This window comes from Flavobacterium sp. GCM10022190 (assembly GCF_042656445.1).
Classification (GTDB): Bacteria; Bacteroidota; Bacteroidia; order Flavobacteriales; family Flavobacteriaceae; genus Flavobacterium; species Flavobacterium nitratireducens.
On the sequence record NZ_JBHSOQ010000001.1, the window covers coordinates 151,248 to 175,300 of the forward strand.

A 24,053-nucleotide genomic window follows, 5' to 3' on the forward strand; every position below is an offset into this window, starting at 1 on the left:
TAATAACACAAAACAAGGAAAATCTGAAAATCAATAATCAAAATACCAGTTAAAAATATCCGAACGCACTCCTATTGAGAACCAATTGGTACTTTCTTTAAACGTAGTTAGAGTATTCTGCATTGGGTTAAAATTTCTATAAATATAACTCGCAAACAATTTCAGATTCGTCGAAGGATTAATCAAATAGCCACCTTGAACATCCGTCATAAAGAAATTGGTTTTATTTCCTTGTCCTACTTTCACATTCTTATCAGCAAAACGCTCCAAGTCGTAATCGCGGTAAATATTCGTTCCATAATTAGAATTAGCCCCCGAAGCAGCAAAATCAAAACCTCTAACAGCACTGGTTATTTTCATATCGGCAAACCATCTACCTTGATGGTAACGAGCAATGGCAACAAATTCACCAAAATTTGCACCCCACTGATGCCCTAAACTTTGATTGTTATGACCATAATTTGTGATAGGTTCGCTATGCGAGTACACATAAGGTCGTACTCTATTGTATTCCAATTGCACTAACAAATTAGGTACATTGAAGGCATTGTAATACTTCGCTCCTATTTGATACCCATATTTGTTTTTCCAACTTCCATCACCTTCCTTCATATCATTCAACGAAAATTCATCTAAAAGAAACTGTCCGTAAAAATTAATTTGGTTATTCCATTTGTATTTAAATGTCAAACCAAGAAGCGCATTTCCTGACTTAGAAGAAGAACCAAACTCAACGGCACGATAAAAAATTATAGGATTTACAAAACTAGCATCAAATCCTCTGTCGTTGCTATTTGTCCAAACAACAGATTCAAAGAATCCTAAATTCAATCGATTGGAGACATTCCAACTCAAGTAATGATTTGCCATAAATTTAGTAGCATACGTTTTATCCACCGTCACTTCTGGACGCACATCTTTGAGCCACATAAAAGTATTGGTGTATTTTATTTTCCAAAATTTGGTATTCAACTTAAAATACGGATACGGACTTGCACCATCACTTTCCAACAAAGAACGATAGCCATCCCCAATAAAATTTCTACCATATCCTAATTGCATATCCATAAATTGATTAGGTGCAAATGTTATATTGGCTTCCGCCAAAGGAAAGTCGTAAGCATCTGATTTGAATCCTTTAGCAATACCTATCCCGGGAATAATCGCAGGATTTCCGCCAGATGGCAAAATAGACTCGGCATAACGATTGTAATAATCTGCAAATCGACCTTGACTTTCAAATAAAGTAGTTGAAAAATTAAGTTTATCACCCAATCCTCCTCTAAAGTTAATTGCTCTGGTATTCACAAAAGTATTTACCGATGCAGCACCAGATGCCCTTCCTACTTGTAAATCCAAAACTGGATTCAGCGTAAACCAATAATCCTCACCACGAATTTCAACAGTATTCTCATTCCACAATTTTTTCGACCACCAATCGGAGGCTTTCTTTTTTAATTTTTCATTTTCTTGTTTAAAATTAAAATAACGCGCTACCTCCGAATAATTATAGGGTTTTGAAGCCGTATGATTATTACTTCCCACCTTATTCATTTCGGCATCAAAGTGCGCATAATAACTATGAGAGAATGGAATATTTAAGTGGCTTTCAAACTCTGGATTATTGTATTTTTTATACACAATACTATCCAATTCAGTTAATGGTTCATTTGTATTCCTGATTACCTCGGCTTTTGCTAAATTTTCAGCTTCTAAAGTAGCTGAACTTTTTAAAGGAATCGCAATTGTTATATTATAAGTAGAATAAGTAGGTTTACCATTGTATGTAGCAGGGGTAATTATTGGAAACTTTGCAAAAACCCGCTTAGTTTCTGTCATTAATTTTTCATCAACTGCATTGACATATATCACTTTAAAAGCACCATTGGCATCCACTTCAAAAAGGACTTTTACATTTCCATTGAATTTATTTTGAACCAATGATTCTGGAACAACAAAATTTTGAAAAATGAATTCTTGTACTTCTGTATAAAAACATCTTTCTAATACTTTGTCTTCCAAATTACTACAGTTAGGAAATACAGGAAATCGTTCTGCCGATGAAGGCTTGTCAGTCTGCGCATTACTAACAAAAGCAGAAATACAGAACAATAAAATTAATCCAACTTTATTCATAGGAATGAGGGTCATTATTTAATATTCATTTTGATTATGCCTTCTATTGACAATTTCTTTTGCCGAGGAAGTTCCAATTCTTTTTACACCCAATTGTATCATGGCTACTGCATCTTCATAGGTACGTACACCTCCTGCTGCTTTTACTGGCAAAGGAGAAGCATTTTCTAACATCATAATTATTGATTGGATGGTAGCACCATTAGGTTCATTATTAGCCGTTTTATAAAATCCAGTACTAGATTTGACAAAAACAGCATTATAATCCGCTTCTGAAAAATGAGTCAAAACTACATTTTTTATCAAAGCCGATAATTGAATAATCTGTTTGTCCGTCAAAGCAGCCACTTCAATAATCCATTTGATGATTTTATTATTAGCTAATGCCAATTGAGATCCCTTTAAAATTTCGCTTTTCACTAAATCATTTTCTCCATTTATGAAGGCTTCGTAATTACATACAAAATCCAATTCATCGGCGCCCTCTGTAATGGCTTGACTGGCTTCTTCTAATTTAGTTTCGATAGTTGAATTTCCAGATGGAAAATCGATTACGGTTCCGATCAATAGCTTAGCCGAAGTATCTAAAACAATTTTTCTGGCTAAAGAAATCATTTCTGGTCGAATCATTATCAACTTAAAACCTTCCTGTATCGCTTCGTTTACAAATGTCTTAACAACTTCTTGATTTTGATTCTCGTCAAGTCCAGCTTGAGCAGCTGTCTTTAAATAAGTGGAATCTATAAACGATTTAATATCCATTAATTAGCTTTTTGTCTTTAGTTGATTCACAAAAATACATTTAAAATTCTAAAGCCTAAATGAAATATTTTTAGATTATCCGATTTTTCAATTCTAAAACAGGCATAAATAACAAATCCCGCCTAAGCGGGATTCATTATATCTCAATTTTACTTAAAAAGTCATTCTTATCTAATAAACAAATAGCTATTAACGCCAGTAAAGATCCCGCTGTATTAGCGATTACATCGGTTAAGTCGCCACTTCTGTAAGTTGTAAAATAGGTTTGAAATAATTCTATTGCCGATCCAAATAGTAGCGACATCATAAATACTATCCCTAAAAGATTGGTCCTTTTTTGTGTTTTTAAATAAAAACGCAAGGAATAAAACCACAAAACACTAAATACAAAATAAAAGAAAGCATGTATGTATTTATCAATGTAAGAAATCTTAATTTCAGGTAACTCACTTATTTTTTTTAGGCAGAAATACAAAATAATGACAGCCCAAAAAACAGCAGCTCCTAAACTAATTTTCTTAAGCACCGATAAGTTCTTTGTAAGCTTGACTACTTAACAAACTATCGATTTCGGATGCATCAGAAATTTTAACTTTAATCATCCATCCATCTCCATAAGGATCCGAATTCACTAATTCTGGAGCGTCTTCTAAACCAGTATTGAATTCGATAATTTCACCAGATAATGGTAAAAACAAATCAGAAACTGTTTTTACAGCTTCTACAGTACCAAAAACTTCATCTTTATCAAGTGTTTGATCTAAAGTTTCCACTTCAACATAAACGATATCGCCCAACTCTTTTTGAGCAAAATGTGTGATTCCTACAGTAGCAACATCGCCCTCTATATTTACCCATTCGTGGTCTTTAGTGTATTTTAAATTTGCTGGTATGCTCATAATAATAAGTATTTGTACTATAAAATATATTTTTTTTGCAAATGTAACAATCTTCCAATTAAATTTTACTTCTAAATTAGAAATTAATTACCAAAATTATATCTAAGAGTAAATCCTGAACGAATATTAGTAATCGGATAAGAAGTTGAAATTACCGCTTGAGAAAAAGAATGATCATAGTAAAAAATAGCTGTAAGGTTTTTACTAAACGAATAATCAGCTGTAACTTTTAATGACCATAAATTTTGTCCTCCTCCCAACTGATTGTTATCGTAATCCAAATAGCGAACTATGGTTTGATTGTTACGATAAGACAAATCGGCTTTCAAATTAATATCCCCTTTAATAACACCTGTTGGATTGTCAGCCAATCTTGACGAAAAAACGACATTTTTAAAACGATATCCTAAACCAACTATGTATTCAACCCCTTTTACTTCCGTCAATAAGTTATTATCAAAACTCATGGACAAAGCACGGTCTTTTTTAATCTCAGTAAGCACTTTTAGCGAATTTTTCAACTCAAAATCCAATCGAACTAAAGGGCTAAATTGCTCCACCAAATTGACATTAGAAATTAATGTCTTATTATAAAAATTACCACTATCATCTACTCCTGAGGGATCTTTGTCAAAATCAAAATTAGATCTAAATTGATTGATGGTATAAGAGGCTCTATAGGCGTGTTGTAAAGAAAAACGTCGGAACGTTTTCTTGAATACCTCATAACGCATCAAGCCATTGTATTTTACATTCCAGTTTGGAATTGGGAAACTTCTAAAAATACCTTTGGATACACTCGTCGCATCCGAACCTGTATAAGCAGCTACAAATGCTGGCAATAATACCGATTGACTGTTTTTTCCAAAACCTATTGGATAACCTTGATTATTCGTATATATCTCTCTTTTCTTTTGTTCAGGATCATTGTTTGGGTCTATTGGATCAGCTGGTATCGGATTAGCACTATCACCATATCTTGGAATTGGATTTCCTGCCCCATAATAATCTTCGGCTAAGCGATTAGCAATAATCAAACGATTGTTTCTAAATTCATCAAAAGCAACTGAAGAAAACTCATCACTTTTAGAAAAAGCAGTCTTAATCAACACAGTCGAAATAGAGAACATACCATAATTATAGGGTGAACGCGAATTGTAAGTCCCATCAGAAGCAATATCATATTGTTCTGAAAAATTATTCGAATACGATCGATCCATATTTAAATCAATTTTGAAATCTGGAAATAAATCCACGTTAGCTGTGGCTCGCAACACCTTATTGGTTACCTGAGTATAATTTTGATTAAACTCTTGGTAATTAGTCAACCATCCATTTTTAGCCGCTTCATAACGCACATCATCTTGACTTCCAAAAATAAAACCTAATGAAGGTCTTGAAGAACCTAAGAAACCTATACTTGGCGTATATCCAGGTAAGAGAGTTCCGCTATTTTCAGTATAATTGATTTGAACATTTTTAATACTCGTTAATACTCCTAACAATCCATCCACAAATTCATTTGATTGCACTTGCGGTTTAGGCGCAGCAGCTATTTTCTGTCCTGGTTTAGGGGCTACTGCTGGAGGTCTTCTCACAGGAGCTTTTGATTTAGTCAAGCCTAAATACTTATACAAGGTTTCCATATTGAAACTCGCATTCAAGGCATTAGTTCGTGCATTTTGAACTGTATTTCCTAAATTATAATTAACTCCATCAACTATAATTTCCGAAAGTGCATTTGCTGATTTTTGCCAGCTATAATCTCCTGTATAAGAATAATTTGCTTTTACAAAACTAAATAATGGTATTTTATTAATTGGAAGATCATAATTTAAAACCACCTGTTGTGTATGACGGTTAGGATCGCCAATATCCCAATAGCTATCCCAAATTGTAAAATCTTCTATGGGTTGGTCAAGATCATTCAAATAATTTTTAACCAAATTATTAGTGGTTGCTGCATAACTAAACTTCAATGATTTAGTCAAATTAAAATTGAAACCATAGTTATAATTAAATCCAAAATTTCTTCGGTACAAAGGTTGTAATTCTAAACCAGGAACATTATCCACCTGTCTAAATTGTTGACGATTGTATTGTCTGTTAATATTGGTATTAAAAGTAACATTAGAAGGTAAGTAATTAAAATTAAAATCACTCAACAACTTCCAATAGCTACTTTTTTTCATGAATTTAGTTTTCTTGAAAGGCTCTACTGCTTTGTTATCAAAACTATACGCATAATCAACTGAAGTACTAGCTTGTTGGTCCAAATAATCTTCAATTTCATAATCATGACGTTCTACTTTGTTGAACGATTGCGAAAAAGTAAAATTTTCTGGGTCATAAACATGTGGTTTTTGTTCAGCTCCCCTTTGCTTTCTTACCCCAATAAAGTTGATGCTCGTACGTTTCGTATAATCAATAGCACGATTTCTTAAATTAGCTCTAACATCTGCATCATCCGTTTCACTTAAAAGTTGTTTTAACTTGATATCTTGATTAAAAGGATCGTATTCCGGTTTAATAGTTTCCTCACCTACACTATAATTGAAAGGCAAATTAACACCCCATTTGTTTGGTAACAGTTTCCCTAAATTAATATTGGTAACAATATTATACTGTTGAATATCTTCTCTACTTCTTTCATTTGGTCCTTGTTCAATAGTTCCAAAACCTACCGTACTCATTTTCCCTGTAGCAGAAACAGTGGCAAAATCGGCAAAATTTGTATCAACATTCAAAACAGCGGCCATTCCTCCATGATTGTCCATCTCAGCCAAACGAAGTTCATTGAACCAAACCTCACCTTTAATTTTTTGATGTGTTTCGTTACTTTTTACTCCAATCATCAAGGTACGCACCATACCAAAATTAGGATTTCCTTTTATACCTAATTTTAACTTACTATCGCCATCACGCAATTCTGGAGCTCCTGAAACGCTTGTATCATCATCTAAATAATAAACACCTTCCAAAGGCAGCGTACTAGCATCTACACTCATAGATTTGATTTTTAACTTGGTCAACAAGTCTAAAGTCAAATCAATTTCATTGGCTTGTGGCCATACTTCCTCAGCAGTATACTGACATTTTCCTTCGGTAGTTTGAGTTACTTTCAAAGGAATTTCAATTTGATAAAAATTCTGAGTAAAATCATTCCCGAAACGAATAAAACCAACCATTTGTTCATCGGTTAATGGAATTTCGCCTTGCAAAGATTCAGCATGTAAAAACATTTTCAGTTTTTTAAACTGACGCATATCGACGCTCACATTTTTAAAAACCGCTCTTGAATCTCCAATTTCTAATCCATCACCAGCCACTCTTAAAGATAATGATTGCTCATTTTGATTAATCAAAGTATTATTATTATACAACTGCTCTCTGGTAACACCCGGAGGCGTAATATAATTTACAGGACATCTACTATCATTTTCTTGAATATTTACTGCCGTAATATCTATTTCTGTATTGTCATTATCAACGTTAGTATCAGTAGGATCTAAGGTATTGGTATACCTTCTCCAATCCCCACGAACTAAATCTAAAGCACCAAAACGCACAGTTACTTCCTCTTCAAATCCCGTCATGAACATACGCATAAAACGAATCGATCTAAAATCACTGATATTACCTATTACATTTTCTGGTTGTGATACTGGAATTTTAAATTGTACCCATCGGGCATCGGTAACTTCTCCATTAGGTAAAGGAACCGTTGTTTGTCGAATATCGGTAACATAATTTTCCCCTACTTGCATCCCCGGCTTGATATCAATGCTGTATTCATAATACGCATTAATAGTATTCATGGTATTATCCCTGTTAATATCTTCAACATCTGGTACCGTCGAAGAACCACGATTAGGATCATTTATATCTACTGCCGAATTACCATCTACTCCATTGTAATTCTTGTATCGCTCTTTAATTCCGCCAGATGTATTCAAATAATAGGTATAATCATCTGCAGCAGGGTCAGCTTCTCCAGCAAAATTAGCATATACAGCTGCCTCATCATTATTAGTTAATCCATCTAAACCGACATCTTGATTTTTTCTATTATTACTGTTTGTATCAAATGCATATATTAACGATTGAGAAGCTGGAACATCTCCCCAAACCGGTCTAGGATTAACTAAAACTTGATCCGGACCCAAACCATTTTCAAACTGTTTTCTTCCGTCTTTTAAAATATCTTCTGAAATCTCCCCTAAGTTAAAATAGATTTTACCCGTGTTAGTTCCTTGGGCTTTTCCATTACCCACATAAGGATCTAAAACCCACAACTGAATATACTCGACATTTCCTTGTTCAAAATTGGTTGAATTTAAGGAACGCATAATTCCTCCATAATTTTCTTTTGGCGTCAAAGCAAAATTTGAATTGTTATTATAAGGACCTCTTTCAGAAGGAAAATAAGTTAAATCCAATGTATTGATTACCTGTGTTTGCCCCTGAGCAATATCCGTAAGGGGATACAATTCTTGACTAAACACCCTTCTGGTTGAATTTAACGAAAGATCGTCATTTGAAACACCTGAAGGTCGCTGAACATAAAAAATTGGATCAATGGTATACCAAGCTAATTTGGCTCTTTTATATCCATACGTCAAATCATTTGCAGAAGCATTAAAATTAAAAGAGCTATTTGTATTATTTTCAGGTGTAGAAGCTAATGACCAAGCATAGGCAGAACGCATATCAATTGTAGATTGTGAACCCTCAAAGTCATCTACATACAATGTTGACTCTCCTTGAAATTGATCTATTTTTGAAGCATTAGGTCGTAAAAATGCAATTTCTCCACGAACGGATAAATTAGAAGGCACATCGGTATCTACATTAGGAAGCATGTTTACCAGCCTTGTAAAAAAAGGAACCTCCGTTGAGAAATTAGTATTAAAACCAAAAATGGTATTATTTACAGATTCCTGACCATAGCTCGATTTTTGAGTAAAGGGTCTCTCTGTCATTTTTAAAAAAGTTCCTCCTAAAGTAAAATTATCCGAAAATTTATGTTCTACATTCACTCCCATAAATCTTCGAGTTTGTTGACCAAATATGGAATTATTTTCAAGAGAAACATTAATAGGAGTATTCGAAGCTTGCAAAGAAGGATCTAAAATTTGAACCCTACCCAATTGATAATTCACACTATAATCAACCCCTTCTACTAAAACTCTCCCACCAGCAGTTACCACTACTGAACCTTGAGGTACATTAAAAGCTCCGATAGGTATTCCATCACCACTGGAAGATTTGTATTTACCTCTTAATAAGAATTTATTTTTATCACTATCTTCTAATGCCTTTGCCTGTGTTTTTCGGTACATAGCACTAAACACATACTTGCTTTGATTTGGATTATAGGTAGCCGTATTATTGTAATCCTCACCCGCATTATTGGATAATTTTCGGAATAACAATTCACCAAAAGGTTCCTTAGTTGTAAAGATGATTCTACCATTTTGAACATCCATAGTTAATCCCGACACAAAATCAAAAAAACCATCACCCCCAAGTTGACGGTCATTATTATAATTTAATTTATCCAAATTAAACACATTCAACAATGGTGTTTCGGCCACTTTATCTTCTGGAGAAGCGTTTACGGGAAAAGGATTTCCATTAACGGGTGTGATATAATTTAATGGTGAAGGATCGGTGTAAAGGATATTAAATCTGAAATCTTCTTGTTTGATTTGGTAAGCACCAGGGATTTGATAAATATTCTTCATCATCAAATTCCACACAGGATTAGAAACATTGGTCAAATTACTTTTCAACATTTTCAAAATCAAACTTTGGGTAACTACTGCCTGTGTACTCTGAGGTGTACCGGTAACCAAAGTCGCATCCACTCCATCATTACCAAACTCTCCCACTTGATAAACCTGATCACCTATTGTATATTCATAAGCAACAGCCAAAATTTCATCATTAGATAATCGTTGTTGTAAAGAAATATATCCTAATTGCGGATGATAAGTAAATTCATTAGTCGTTAATTTACGGGCATTCTCTAATTTAGAATAATCCTGACCTTCACTTACCGACACTTTAAAACCAGCATTAGCAGTCGCCATTTCGCGTATTGAGGATGTTAAATAGCCATCAGCCAGTCCAATTTTTGCTGGATTAAATCTATTATTCGCATTATCCGAAGGTGAATCAGGAGCTGCAGTAAACATTCCTGTGGAAGGATTTAAAACCACCACTTCGTTGTCATTTAATCCTGAAAGCTGTGCTTCCCCTAAATCCTGAATTGCGATTACGTTTCTTAAATTATTAGCCGTGGTATTAAGTCTTGTTTGTTTATTAGTTACCCAAACTTCAATTCGGGTAATTTGAACCCTACTATCAATAAAAGGATAATTTTTTAAAGCTGCATCGTAACGATTTCTAAAATATTGGGATAAAAAGAAGTGTCTATCATTATCATAGTCCAATGCAAAAACATCAAAATCTTGAATGGTTCCTCCACCTTGAGAAACTACGGATTTGGTTTGCGATTTTTGCTCAGAATAGACTCCTGTGACAGTAGTTTTACCAAACTGAAGTTGGGCTTTTACCCCAAACAAACTTTGAGCACCTCTAATCAAAGAACTATTAAGAGGCATACTTACATTACCTACTTCAATCTTTTGGATAATATCATCTTCAGTAGGTGAATATTCTAATTTTAATAAGTTTTGAAAAGCAAATGTTGATTGTGTATCATAATTAGCATTTACATTTAATCGAGTACCTACTTTACCCATTAAGCTCATACTAATCCTTTGGTCAAAATCAAAGGCAAGATTCGATCTATTTCTAGGGGAAAAAGAAGGGTTATCTTGTTTAGTATATCTTACCCCAATATCCATTTCAACTGAACCGGTGGGTTTCACATCAATGGTATTACTACCAAAAATCGATTCAAATAAACCCGAATTCACATAATATCTTGGTAACAAATCTTTTTTATCTGCTTCGCTTCCTTTCTTCTTACCATCAATAGCATTCGATTTTTTCTTGAAATAATCCTTCATAGATTCTTTCAAAACCAAATTCTCGTACTCTGCTGGTGTTAAAATAAGCGGATACTTAATTGAAAATCCATCAACCGAATGAGTATAAATATACTTATCTGTTTTTGGATCATAAGTATAGGCCGAAAGGATACTCTTAGGATTTTTCAATTGAACTTTTCCTAATGAATATCCAGATTTAGTAGTATCCTGAGCCGTGGGATTCACTTGAGCTAAAGACAACATACTGCATAATAAAGCTGCCCAAAGAATACAAATTTTATGCATACAATAGTTTTGCTTTGCTTTTATAAGCTTTTTAGTGCTTGTTTAATAATTGTTTCAACAGTTGCATCAGGATTTTCTTTGACAATCTTATCAATTACCTTTTCAGAGGTTTTTTTAACAAAACCTAAAACTTCTAATGCAGATAACGCTTCATCTCGATTTGTATTGCTTTGTGACACCGAAACTTCATCTAAATCAAACAATTTCAATACTTTTTCTTTTAAATCTAAAATGACACGTTGTGCGGTTTTACCTCCAATCCCTTTAATAGATTGAATAGTTGCGACATCTCCTGAAGCGATGGCATTAGTAATTTGTTTAGGGTCTAACGAAGACAACATGGTTCTAGCAATGCCTGCTCCAATACCTGAAACGGAAAGTAACAACTTAAAAATTTCTCTTTCTGATTTTTCCATAAAACCAAAAATAGTATGCGCATCTTCTTTTATTTGAAGATAGGTGAACACTTTAATAAAATCAGAATTAGGGAGCAACGAAAAGGTATGCAATGAAATATGAACCTCATAACCCACACCACCACAATCTATGACCAAATGTGTTGGCTGTTTTTCAACTAATTTCCCCTGTAAATGTGCAATCATTTTATTTTTTTAATCAATAAAATTATTTAGAATTATTTTTCCTCTTTTCCTTTTCCTGTGCATCAATAACTGTAATTGCAGTCATATTAACCATCTCTTCTACACTAGCTCCTAACTGAAAAATATGCACAGGTTTACCCATTCCCATCATAATAGGACCAATTGAACCCGTTTTGTACAATTCTTTCATTAATTTATAGGTAATATTGGCTGCATCCAAACTTGAAAAAACCAGGGTATTTACTTTTTTACCTGCTAATTTAGAAAATGGAAACTTAGCACTTAACATCTCTGGATTTAAAGCAAAATCGGCTTGTATTTCGCCATCAACGATTAAATCTGGATGATTTTCGTGCAAATAGGCTACTGCATCTCTAACTTTTGAAGCATCAGTATGGGTAGATGAACCAAAGTTCGAATAAGAAACCATTGCTATTACTGGCTCTACACCAAAAATCTGAGCTGTTTTAGCTGTCATCAAAGCAATTTTTATCAACTCATCAGTTGAAGGATCAATATTAATTGCAGTATCTGATAAAAACATAGGACCTCTGGCAGTCATCATCATATTGGCAGTTGCTACTAATGAGGCTCCTTTTGCTTTGTCTATTAACTGCAACATTGGTTTAACAACCGTAGCATAACTTCTGGTATAGCCTGTAACCAGCCCATCTGCTTCATCTGTATTGACCATCATAGCGGCAAAATAATTTCGCTCGCGCATTAGTTTTTGAGCATCAAGTAAAGAAATCCCTCTCCTTTTTCGTGCTTCCCAATAAGCATTTGCAAATTTATTTCGTCTGGAATCTTCTTTTTTAGTTTTAGGGTCAATTATTTCTACATCTGCATCAAAACCTAATTCCCCTTTTAATTCTTGGATGATTTCTTCATTACCTAATAAAATAGGAAAAGCAATTCCCTCTTCGTATACAATTTGAGCTGCTTTTAATACGTCCAAATGATCTGCTTCTGCAAAAACAATTCGCTTAGGATCTACTTTTGCACGATTCGTTATAAAACGAACCATTTTATTATCATTCCCTAATCGATCTAAAAGAGTCTCTTCATATTTTGCCCAATCTACAATTGGATTTTTAGCCACTCCTGAATCCATTGCTGCTTTTGCAACAGCAGGAGAAACCGTACTTATTAAACGAGGATCAAAAGGTTTAGGAATAATATATTCACGTCCAAATCCTAGTTTAGTAGCACCATAGGCTACATTAACTTGCTCTGGAACGGATTCTTTAGCCAAAGCAGCCAAGGCACGAACGGCAGCCATTTTCATCGCTTCGTTAATTTTAGTAGCTCGAACATCCAATGCTCCTCTAAAAATATATGGAAATCCTAAAACATTATTGATTTGGTTAGGAAAATCTGAACGTCCTGTAGCCATAATAACATCTTTACGGGTATCAACAGCTAACTTATAATCAATTTCAGGATTTGGATTAGCCATTGCAAAAACGATTGGATTGTCGTTCATGGAAAGCAACATCTCTGGAGAAACAATATTTCCAGATGATAATCCAATAAAAATATCCGAACCTTTCATTGCCTCTGCAAGCGGGATTAAATCGCCATCGACAGCAAATTTCAATTGCATTTCAGTAAGTGAGCTATTACTCTTAGTGAGCAATCCTTTACTGTTGTACATTAAAATATTATTACGTTGAACTCCTAAAGCAATATATAAATCAGCACAGGCTAATGCTGCTGAGCCCGCTCCGGAAATAACCATTTTAACCTCTTCAGCTTTTTTGCCTGCAATCTCTAATGCATTAATCAATCCAGCAGCAGAAATAATAGCAGTTCCATGTTGATCATCATGCATCACTGGAATATTCAACTCTTCAACGAGCCTTCTTTCAATTTCGAAAGATTCAGGTGCTTTAATGTCCTCTAAATTGATTCCGCCAAATGTTGGCGCAATATTTTTAACTGTTTGAATAAATTCTTCTACATTTTTAGTATCTACTTCGATATCAAAAACATCAATATCGGCAAAAATTTTAAACAACAAACCTTTACCTTCCATAACCGGTTTCCCTGCTTCAGGACCAATATCTCCTAATCCTAAAACAGCTGTTCCATTGCTTATTACTGCCACTAAATTCCCTTTGGCAGTATATTTATAAACATTTTCAATATCTTTTTCAATTTCAAGACAAGGTTCTGCCACTCCAGGTGAGTACGCTAAAGACAAATCTCTTTGTGTAGCATATTTTTTGGTAGGTACCACTTGTATTTTACCGGGAGTAGGCTCAGCATGATACAACAAGGCTTCTCTCCTTTTACTCTCTTCATTCATAATTGCAGGTTTATCTTATATACAAAGATAGAAGACTTAACGTAAAAAGTTAACATTTTCCTAATTCTTTTAAAAAAACACCACTTTTTCCATAAAAAAAGCCACTAAATCTAGTGGCTATATTTTAATTACAATCGTACTTTAAGATTGAGTACCGTTAATATAAGAATCCAATAATTGGATTGTCTCTTTCTGCTTCTCAATAATAGATTTTACAACATCCCCAATTGAAATTAAACCAATAACGGTATCATTTTCCACCACTGGTAAATGGCGAATCCTTCTTGAAATCATCATTTCCATACAATTATCTAAATCATCCGTAGGTTTTACCGTGAAAACATTAGTAACCATAATTTCTTGTACCAACATAGTTTTTGAAGACTTATCCTTTAAGATCACTTTACGAGCATAATCCCTTTCTGAGAAAATACCTTTTAGCTGGCCTCCTTCAATTACAAGTATCGCTCCAACATTTTTCTCACTCATTATTTTAATAGCGTCATACACGCTAATAGTAGAAACAACTGAATACACATCGTTTCCTTTAGTGCTTAATATTTGATTTACAGTCATATCTAAAAAATTTTATGAACTATAAATATAGAAAAAAATTAGTAACGTAATTTGAAAAACAAGAAATAATTTGCAGGCGAGATTCGTTTATTTTTTTAGGAATTGGATATTTCGTTGCAAGCCTTGAAACTTAGTTCTTTTAACAGCCGAATTTTTAAATACCACTTTAAAAGTTTCTTCTGTCATTTCCTCCCAGTCTCTTTTAGTCATAGAAAGCAAATCTGGATTGGGATTAAATAGCGGTTCGTTATGACTTTTAGAAAAACGATTCCATGGACACACATCCTGACAAGTATCACAACCAAAAGCCCAATCATCAAATTGGCCTTTCATGGATGCAGGAATATTATCTTTTAATTCAATAGTAAAATACGAAATACATTTACTTCCATCTACAATATAGGGAGCAATTATAGCTTGAGTAGGACAAGCATCAATACAGGCAGTGCAGCTCCCGCAATGATTCGTTGTAGGATGGTCATATTCTAAATCTAAATCAATTAACAACTCGGCGATAAAATAAAAAGAACCCACTTTTTGAGTGATTAGATTACTGTTTTTTCCAATCCAACCTAAGCCACTTTTTGCAGCCCATGCCTTATCTAATACTGGAGCAGAATCTACAAAAGCACGCCCAGAGACTTCACCAATATTTTCTTGAATAGAAAATAACAACTCTTTTAATTTTTCTTTTATTACAAAATGATAATCTTGACCATAAGCGTATTTAGAAATCTTATACGAATCTTGAATTTGTTCTTTTTCAGGATAATAATTCAATAAAAGCGAAACCACACTTTTTGCATCATCAACCAGTAACGTAGGATTAAGTCTTTTGTCGAAATGATTTTCCATATACGACATTTGACCATTATGATTTTTGTTCAACCACTTTTCTAGACGAGGTGCTTCTTCTTCTAAAAAACCAGCCTTAGAAATACCACAAGATAAAAATCCGAGGCGCTTGGCTTCGGATTTTATAAATGAAGTATAGCGGGAAGCCTGAAGTTTGAAGTTAGAAGTAACCCCTATCATCTTAATTTAGCTTTAAAAGCAATTGTCATATTCTTCAAATCAAACGAGTCATTATATAATTTATCGAAGATTTCATTACTGATATATCCTCTTCTTTTTGCCTTATACAAACAAGTAACAACTTCAGCTAGAAATTGTATAGAATAACCAAAAAATCTACTAAATTCAAGATTAGACTGTTCAATAGAGCCTTCAAAAATATTTAAGACCACAGAATCCGAGGCTCTTAATATTTGAGAAGAAAGATTATACATTTCAAATTTTGGAAAATCTTTAATAATAACATTAATTTCTTCTCCAAAGTCCATAGCCTTTTGCCAAATAATTAATTTTTCAAATTTAAAACTCATGTTATTATATTTTGCAATATTGAAAACTAAACATTTTTAAGCAATCCCTCTTCAAACTTCCAACTCCTAGCCTCCAACTAATAGCTAAAACAATCCTCCTTGAATATTAGTTCGTACCTTACCTAAATGTTTATACGCTTTTTCAGTTACTTCGCGTCCGCGTGGAGTACGCATAATAAAACCTTCTTGGATTAAAAAAGGTTCATACACTTCTTCTATGGTTTCACTACTTTCAGATACAGCAGTAGCCAATGTAGTAAGACCAACTGGTCCACCTTTAAACTTATCAATAATAGTATTGAGAATCTTGTTGTCCATTTCATCTAAACCATGAGCATCTACATTCAATGCTTGTAAAGCATATTTTGAAATTTCAATATCAATCGTACCATTCCCTTTTATTTGAGCAAAATCTCGAACTCTTCGTAAAAGCGCATTGGCAATCCTTGGAGTACCCCTACTTCTTCCTGCAATTTCTATAGCCGCTTCCATTGTAATTGGCATTTTCAAAATAGAAGCACTACGCTGAATAATAGTCGACAATAATTCAACCGTATAATATTGCAACCTAGATTGAATCCCAAATCGGGCGCGCATGGGAGCAGTTAAAAGTCCAGAACGTGTGGTAGCTCCAATTAATGTAAAAGGATTTAAATTAATCTGAACCGTTCTTGCATTGGGTCCCGATTCAATCATAATATCAATTTTGAAATCCTCCATAGCTGAATATAAATATTCTTCAACGATAGGACTCAAACGATGAATTTCATCTATAAACAAAACATCTCTTTCATCAAGATTAGTTAATAACCCTGCTAAATCCCCTGGTTTATCTAATACTGGCCCCGAAGTTATCTTAATACCTACACCTAATTCATTTGCTAAAATATTAGCCAAAGTAGTTTTACCTAAACCTGGAGGACCATGAAATAAAGTATGATCTAAAGCTTCACTACGCTGATTAGCTGCTGCAACAAATACTTTTAAATTTTCCAAAACCTGATCTTGACCAGCAAAATCATCAAAACTGAGAGGTCTTAATCTTTTATCAAGATCTAGCTCTTCGGAATTATATCCTCGCGTTGTTGGGTCTAAGTTTTCATTCATTTTGCAAAGATAAAGAAAAGCAATTGTGTTTTAGAAATAATAACAAAAGTAAAAATAGGGCATAAAAAAACCTCTGTATTAACAGAGGTTTGATATATTTATTAGTGGTGTAAAACTGATTCACCTGGTTTCATTGGAACCGTTTGAGGTACGAAATCATCCTCGTGTTCTGGGTTACTATAATCATAAGCCCAACGGTGAACTTCAGGAATTTCACCTGGCCAGTTACCATGAATATGTTCTACTGGAGTTGTCCACTCTAATGTAGTAGATCTCCATGGATTTTGCTCTGCTTTCTTACCAAAGAAAATACTACTAAAGAAATTATACAAGAATACTAATTGGAAAGCTCCTCCAACTAAAGCAAAAGTTGTAATTAATACATTCACATTTTGCAAATCATCAAATAATGGAAAGTTTGTATTAGTATAATAACGTCTTGGTAAACCTGCTAATCCGATAAAGTGCATTGGGAAGAAAACTCCATAAGCACAAACTGCAGTAATCCAAAAGTGAATATAACCTAAGTTTTTGTTCATCATTCTTCCAAACATTTTAGGGAACCAGTGGTAGATACCACCAAACATTCCATAAAGTGCAGAGATACCCATTACTAAGTGGAAGTGAGCAACAACAAAGTAAGTATCGTGAACATTAATATCAAGTGTGCTATCTCCTAAAATGATTCCTGTTAAACCTCCAGTGATGAAAGTAGAAACCATCCCGATAGAGAACAACATCGCAGGATTCATTTGTAAATTACCTTTCCATAAAGTTGTAATCCAGTTGAAGGCTTTTACTGCGGATGGAATTGCAATTAATAATGTTGTAAAGGTAAACACAGAACCTAAGAATGGATTCATTCCTGAAATAAACATGTGGTGACCCCATACGATTGTAGAAAGGAAAGCAATTGCAAGAACTGACATAATCATGGCTCTGTAACCAAAGATAGGCTTACGAGAGTTAGTGGCCATAATTTCAGATACAAGACCCATTGCAGGTAAGATTACGATATATACTTCAGGGTGTCCTAAGAACCAGAATAAGTGCTCGAACAATACTGGTGATCCACCTTGGTAGTGTAAAACTTCTCCAGCAATGTAGATGTCTGATAAGAAGAAAGAAGTACCAAAACTTCTATCGAATATTAACAATAAAGCTGCAGATAATAAAACTGGGAAAGAAAGTACCCCGATAATTGCAGTAATAAAGAATGTCCAGATAGTAAGTGGAAGTCTAGTCATAGACATTCCTTTAGTTCTTAAGTTGATTACAGTAACAATGTAGTTCAAAGATCCCATTAAAGATGATGCGATGAAAATAGCCATCGATACTAACCAAAGAGTCATACCCGTTCCTGAACCAGGAATAGCTTGCGGTAAAGCACTTAAAGGAGGATAAATTGTCCATCCAGCTGATGCAGGTCCAGACTCAACAAATAAAGAAATAATCATTACTACTGCTGATAAGAAAAACAACCAGTAAGAAATCATATTCATAAATCCTGAAGCCATATCTCTAGCACCAATTTGAAGTGGAATAAGTAAGTTACTAAAAGTACCACTCAATCCGGCAGTCAATACAAAGAATACCATGATGGTACCGTGAATTGTCACCAATGCTAAGTAAACATCATTCGCCATTACACCTTCTGGGGCAAATTTATCACCTAATAAAACATTGAATATTTTAAAAGACTCTTCTGGCCATGCAAGCTGCATTCTGAAAAGTAAAGACATGACAATACCAATAATCCCCATAATAATACCTGTGATAAGGTATTGCTTAGCAATCATTTTGTGATCAATACTAAAGATGTATTTAGTAATGAATGTCTCTTTATGGTGGTGTTCGTGTTCGTGATCGTGAGCGTGATCGTGACCTTCTGCTGACATATATTATACTTTAAATTTTCTTAATAATTATTTCATAGCAACTTTAGCAGCCGCTACAGTATCATTTCCTTTAGCCTCTCCCTCTGCAGCTGGTTCACCTTCTGCAGGTTGTTCTAACGAAGCTTTAACTTCATTAACAAGAGTAGTTTGTTGAGCTAACCATTTTTTATACTCTTCTGGAGTATCTACAACTACTTTCATTTGCATGTTATAGTGAGAAGCTCCACAAATCTTATTACAAAGTAATAAATAGTCAAAAGTATAAGGATCTAAACCAGGTTGCCCTTTAGCTATTAATTCTACACTTTTCTTAGCTCTTAATTCGTTAATGTGAGCAACTTTCTCAATCATGTGAGGCATATCTCTATATTCAGCCGTTGTATAGATTGGTGTAAAAGCAAACTCAGTAACCATTCCAGGAACACAGTTCATTTGCGCTCTAAAGTGAGGAAAATAAGCTGAGTGTAAAACGTCTTGAGAACGGAATTTAAAATGAATTTTTTTACCTTTTGGAATATGAAGCTCAGTAACAACAATATCATCTTGAGCATTAGGATCTGATAAATCGACACCTAAAGTATTTACTCCTTCAATATATCTTACATTAGCTTTCCCTAAAATATTATCTTGACCTGCAATTCTAGCAGTCCATTTAAATTGTTGAGCATATAATTCAACCACTACAGTATCTTCTTCCTCATCAATAAACATAATATTTGTCCAAGCATACAATCCGTAAAGAATTAATCCAGCTAAAACTACTGCAGGAATGATACTCCATATCGCTTCTAATTTATTGTTATCAGCAAAATATAAAGCTTTTTGATCTTTTCTACCTTTATACTTGAAAGAAAAATAATATAATAAAAGTTGAGTTATTGCTTGAACCACAAAAATTAAAACCCAAGTAATATTCATTAAATTATCTACTTGACCTCCATGAGCTGAAGCCGGAGTGTGTAATGGTAAATTACCCCACTTGAACAAACCATAAATTGTAAAAATATAAAGGAATGCTAAAAACCCGAACATCAAATACCCTTGTAAGTTGTTGTCTTTATCATTAGCTACTTGAGAGCTATCTGAAGATACACCAACTTGAGTTAGGTCGAATATTTTAGTCAATTGCCATAAAGCAATAGCTAATAAAACTAAAACTATAATTACCAACAAACTTGTCATCTGTTTATCTCTTTAAAAATTAATAATGAAAATGTTTACTTTCTTCGATATAAGGATTTCTTTTTGCTAATAATGGAGCTTTAGTTAATGCTGTAAATACAGTAAAAATAAACAACCCAAGGAAGAAAAGAACTGATGAGATTTCTGGAACACCAATAAACCATTGGTCTCCAACTGTACCAGGCATAATCATATTAAAGAAATCAATATAGTGACCTAATAAAATAACGATACCAGCCATTACAATAACCCAAGTGATTCGTTTGAAATCAGTATTGATAAGAATTAATAATGGGAAAACAAAGTTCATAACAACAGCACCAAAGAATGGTAAGTTGTAATCATTAATTCTAGTTACGAAATAAGTAATCTCTTCAGGAATATCAGCATACCAAATCAACATGAATTGAGAGAACCATAAATAAGTCCAAAACACACTGATACCAAACATGAATTTAGCTAAGTCGTGAATATGACTTGTATTTACATACTCTAAATATCCTTTTGATTTTAAGTAAAGAGTAACCATGGCAATCATAGTTATACCACTTACAAAGAAACTTGCAAATACATACCACCCAAATAATGTAGAGAACCAGTGAGGATCTACAGACATAATCCAGTCCCAAGACATGATAGACTCAGAAACAATAAAGAAAACTAAGAATCCAGCAGATAACTTAAAGTTCTTTTTGTAGTTAGTATTATCATCAGATTCATCTTGAGCCAAACAGTTTTTTCTAGAATAGTGACGGTATAAGTTCCACCCAATTAAGAAGATAGCCGCTCTTACGATCCAGAAACCAAAATTTAAATATCCTGATTTACCAGCAATGATTTCATCATAATTAGGACTATTAGGATCTGTTACACCTTCACCTAACCACGTAAATATATGATTAAAATGAAGACCACACATCACTAAAATAACAAAGAAAATAGCAGAACCATAAGGTAAATAAGCTGTAATACCTTGCATAACTCTAAATAACACTGGTGACCATCCTGCTACTGCAACTTGTTGAATAGCGTAGAAAACTAAAGTTCCCATTGTCAATAACATAAAGAAAATACAAGCTACATATAAAGCAGACCAAGGTTTATTTTGCAATTGGTGCAAAACATGATTTAAATGCTCTTCATGTTCAGCATTCTCTTTTACTTCACTTTTAGCCTCATGAGTTGTTGTTGCGTGAGCATCGTGTGAAGCAGCTTTTGCCTCTTCATGATGAGCCTCACCATGACCACCGTGAGATGATGCAGAAAGGATATTCTCAACTTCGTGAATATCTTTAGGTGCGTTTAAAAAACCATAACCTATTCCTAATATACCAACGGCCATTAAGATTATAGAAAAAGTTTTTAATTTACTTGAAAATGTATACATATCTATTACGATCAGTTTGTTCAACAATTATAATTGGCTTCTAAGTTTCATAACGTAGTCAGCAACTAACCAACGTTCATGAGCACTTAATTGATTGGCATGAGAACCCATCGCATTTAAACCATACGTTTCTACGTGAAAAATACTTCCTTCTGTAATTTCTCTATCTTTATAACTAGGAACTCCAAGGAATTTTTCTCTTTCCACTAATTTTCCTTTACCGTTACCTGTTGCACCATGACAACTAATACAATAGATATCGAAAAGTTCTTTTCCTTTGTCAGAATTTCTATCTAAAGAATCCAAAGGAGATTTTAAATTCGCTTTTGCTAATTCATATCCTTCTGTTGTATTAGGATATTCATAAGGTTCAAAACCTCTATTGATACTTCCTTCTGCAGGAAGTAAACCTACTTTACCACCAGGAAATACTTTAGACTCTGAATAAGTTTCGTAGCCTACTGACTCATACATATTTGGAAAGTACTGATAATTCGGCTCTTTATCATTATGACATGATGCTACTAAAGCAGTTATGCCTAATAATAGTGTTATTTTATATACCCTTTTCATATCTAAATTAATTCTTTTCTATTACTTTAACTTCTACAGCACCTGTATTTTGGAAAAAAGAAACCAATTCTTCTTCGTTATTATTTACAGAAACTTCCATTAAGAAATGATCATCTGTAGTTCTTACATCTGGATTTTCAGCTTCCTTGAAAGGCCATAATTTACTTCTCATATAAAAAGTAATTACCATTAAGTGGGCTGCAAAAAATACAGTCATCTCAAACATAATAGGCACAAAAGAAGGCATATTTTGAATATAACTAAAACTTGGTTTACCTCCAATATCTTGTGGCCAATCATGAATCATGATAAAACTCATCATAGATGTTGCAACAGAAATACCAACACATCCATATAAGAATGCACAAATAGCTAATCTTGTAGGGGCTATTCCCATAGCCTTATCCAAACCATGAACTGGGAATGGAGAAAAAACATCTTCAATATGATGGTGAGCTGCTCTTGTTTTCTTTACAGCATCCATCAATATATCATCGTCATTATAAATGGCGTAAATTACTTTATTACTCATGGTGTGAATCTTTATGTGCTTCTCTTTCTCTAATATAATTATCTCCGGTTGCTTTCAAAATTGTTTTAACCTCTGCCTGTGCAATTACAGGGAATGTTCTAGAGTATAATAAAAACAATACAAAGAAGAAACCTATTGTTCCAATGAAAATTCCAATATCAACAAATGTTGGAGAGAACATTGTCCAAGAAGATGGTAAGTAATCTCTATGTAACGAAGTTACAATGATTACGAAACGCTCAAACCACATTCCAATATTTACAACAATAGAAATAATAAATGAAAACATGATACTTGTTCTTAATTTCTTGAACCACATAAATTGTGGAGAGAATACATTACAAGTCATCATTGACCAATATGCCCACCAGTAAGGTCCAGTAGCTCTGTTTAAGAAAGCATATTGCTCATACTCTACTCCAGAATACCAAGCAATAAACAACTCAGTAATATAAGCCACACCTACTATAGAACCAGTAATCATGATAATTAAGTTCATCAATTCGATGTGTTGTAAAGTAATATAAGCTTCAAGATTAGAAACTTTTCTCATAATGATAAGCAAGGTATTTACCATTGCAAATCCTGAGAATACCGCTCCAGCAACAAAATACGGAGGAAAAATTGTTGTATGCCATCCAGGAATTACAGAAGTAGCAAAGTCCATAGATACAATTGTGTGTACAGAAAGTACAAGAGGAGTTGCTAAACCAGCAAGTACCAACGATACTTCTTCAAAACGTTGCCAGTCTTTTACTCTACCACTCCATCCAAAACTTAAGATTGAATAAACTCTCTTATTAAATGGTGTGATTGCTCTATCTCTTAACATTGCAAAGTCAGGTAATAAACCAGTCCACCAGAAAACTAATGAAACTGATAAATAAGTTGAGATTGCAAATACGTCCCAAAGAAGAGGTGAGTTAAAGTTTACCCAAAGAGATCCAAATTGGTTTGGAATTGGTAATACCCAGTAAGCTAACCAAGGACGTCCCATGTGAATAATTGGGAACAAACCAGCCTGAACTACTGAGAAAATTGTCATCGCCTCAGCAGAACGGTTAATAGCCATTCTCCATCTTTGACGGAATAACAACAATACTGCAGAGATAAGTGTTCCAGCGTGTCCAATACCTACCCACCAAACGAAGTTAGTGATATCCCATGCCCAACCAACTGTTTTATTTAATCCCCATGTTCCAATACCTGTAGATATTGTATAAACTATACATCCTATTCCCCAAAGAAAGGCTGTTAAAGCGATTGTAAATACAATCCACCAATGTTTATTAGCCAAACCTTCGACAGGCGCTGCCACATCTACTGTTACATCATGATAAGTCTTATCACCTATAACTAAAGGCTTTCTAATACTAGAGTCGTATATATGAGACAT

17 protein-coding genes are annotated in these 24,053 nt (G+C 33.9%); all 17 read right to left on the minus strand.

Features of this window, described 5'->3' with window-relative positions:
- Positions 1–30: 30 nt before the first annotated feature.
- The gene (locus tag ACFPTQ_RS00730; protein WP_379772621.1) at positions 31–2,151 is read right to left on the minus strand and encodes a gliding motility protein RemB; all 2,121 of its coding nucleotides are present in this window, start codon (positions 2,149–2,151) and stop codon (positions 31–33) included.
- 3 nt (positions 2,152–2,154) lie between these two features.
- Complete coding sequence (gene deoC, locus ACFPTQ_RS00735) at positions 2,155–2,898, minus strand: deoxyribose-phosphate aldolase (RefSeq protein ID WP_379772624.1); 744 nt, start codon at positions 2,896–2,898, stop codon at positions 2,155–2,157.
- Between the two features lie 136 nt (positions 2,899–3,034).
- Positions 3,035–3,424 (minus strand): VanZ family protein, encoded by a 390-nt coding sequence (locus ACFPTQ_RS00740; protein ID WP_379772626.1) that lies wholly within the window; start codon positions 3,422–3,424, stop codon positions 3,035–3,037.
- Positions 3,417–3,797: a glycine cleavage system protein GcvH gene (gcvH, locus tag ACFPTQ_RS00745; protein ID WP_379772630.1), complete on the minus strand. Its 381-nt coding sequence runs from the start codon at positions 3,795–3,797 to the stop codon at positions 3,417–3,419. The genes ACFPTQ_RS00740 and gcvH overlap by 8 nt, the downstream gene beginning before the upstream one ends.
- Before the next feature lie 83 nt (positions 3,798–3,880).
- Positions 3,881–11,104: a cell surface protein SprA gene (sprA, locus tag ACFPTQ_RS00750; protein ID WP_379772632.1), complete on the minus strand. Its 7,224-nt coding sequence runs from the start codon at positions 11,102–11,104 to the stop codon at positions 3,881–3,883.
- A gap of 20 nt (positions 11,105–11,124) precedes the next feature.
- A complete protein-coding gene (gene ruvA, locus ACFPTQ_RS00755; protein ID WP_379772635.1) occupies positions 11,125–11,706 on the minus strand; it encodes a Holliday junction branch migration protein RuvA in 582 nt (193 codons plus the stop codon).
- Between the two features lie 22 nt (positions 11,707–11,728).
- Complete coding sequence (locus ACFPTQ_RS00760) at positions 11,729–14,017, minus strand: NADP-dependent malic enzyme (protein WP_379772638.1); 2,289 nt, start codon at positions 14,015–14,017, stop codon at positions 11,729–11,731.
- A 141-nt stretch (positions 14,018–14,158) separates the two neighbouring features.
- Positions 14,159–14,593 carry a CBS domain-containing protein gene (locus ACFPTQ_RS00765; RefSeq protein WP_379772641.1) on the minus strand — a complete coding sequence of 145 codons (435 nt, stop codon included), beginning with the start codon at positions 14,591–14,593 and terminating at the stop codon, positions 14,159–14,161.
- An 87-nt stretch (positions 14,594–14,680) separates the two neighbouring features.
- Positions 14,681–15,628 carry a tRNA epoxyqueuosine(34) reductase QueG gene (gene queG, locus ACFPTQ_RS00770; protein ID WP_379772644.1) on the minus strand — a complete coding sequence of 316 codons (948 nt, stop codon included), beginning with the start codon at positions 15,626–15,628 and terminating at the stop codon, positions 14,681–14,683.
- Positions 15,625–15,978, minus strand: coding sequence for a four helix bundle protein (locus ACFPTQ_RS00775; RefSeq protein WP_379772647.1), 354 nt, complete (start codon positions 15,976–15,978; stop codon positions 15,625–15,627). The genes queG and ACFPTQ_RS00775 overlap by 4 nt, the downstream gene beginning before the upstream one ends.
- 84 nt (positions 15,979–16,062) lie before the next feature.
- Positions 16,063–17,085 (minus strand): Holliday junction branch migration DNA helicase RuvB, encoded by a 1,023-nt coding sequence (gene ruvB / locus ACFPTQ_RS00780; protein ID WP_278034786.1) that lies wholly within the window; start codon positions 17,083–17,085, stop codon positions 16,063–16,065.
- Positions 17,086–17,186: 101 nt separating this feature from the next.
- Complete coding sequence (locus ACFPTQ_RS00785) at positions 17,187–18,983, minus strand: cytochrome c oxidase subunit I (RefSeq protein WP_379772651.1); 1,797 nt, start codon at positions 18,981–18,983, stop codon at positions 17,187–17,189.
- Positions 18,984–19,010: 27 nt separating this feature from the next.
- The gene (locus tag ACFPTQ_RS00790) at positions 19,011–20,165 is read right to left on the minus strand and encodes a cytochrome c oxidase subunit II (protein WP_379772654.1); all 1,155 of its coding nucleotides are present in this window, start codon (positions 20,163–20,165) and stop codon (positions 19,011–19,013) included.
- A 19-nt stretch (positions 20,166–20,184) separates the two neighbouring features.
- Positions 20,185–21,552, minus strand: coding sequence for a quinol:cytochrome C oxidoreductase (locus ACFPTQ_RS00795; RefSeq protein WP_379772657.1), 1,368 nt, complete (start codon positions 21,550–21,552; stop codon positions 20,185–20,187).
- A 27-nt stretch (positions 21,553–21,579) separates the two neighbouring features.
- Complete coding sequence (locus tag ACFPTQ_RS00800) at positions 21,580–22,125, minus strand: c-type cytochrome (RefSeq protein ID WP_278034782.1); 546 nt, start codon at positions 22,123–22,125, stop codon at positions 21,580–21,582.
- Between the two features lie 7 nt (positions 22,126–22,132).
- A complete protein-coding gene (locus ACFPTQ_RS00805) occupies positions 22,133–22,657 on the minus strand; it encodes a DUF3341 domain-containing protein (protein WP_379772661.1) in 525 nt (174 codons plus the stop codon).
- Complete coding sequence (gene nrfD, locus ACFPTQ_RS00810) at positions 22,650–24,053, minus strand: NrfD/PsrC family molybdoenzyme membrane anchor subunit (RefSeq protein ID WP_066327074.1); 1,404 nt, start codon at positions 24,051–24,053, stop codon at positions 22,650–22,652. Before nrfD ends, ACFPTQ_RS00805 begins: the two co-directional genes overlap by 8 nt.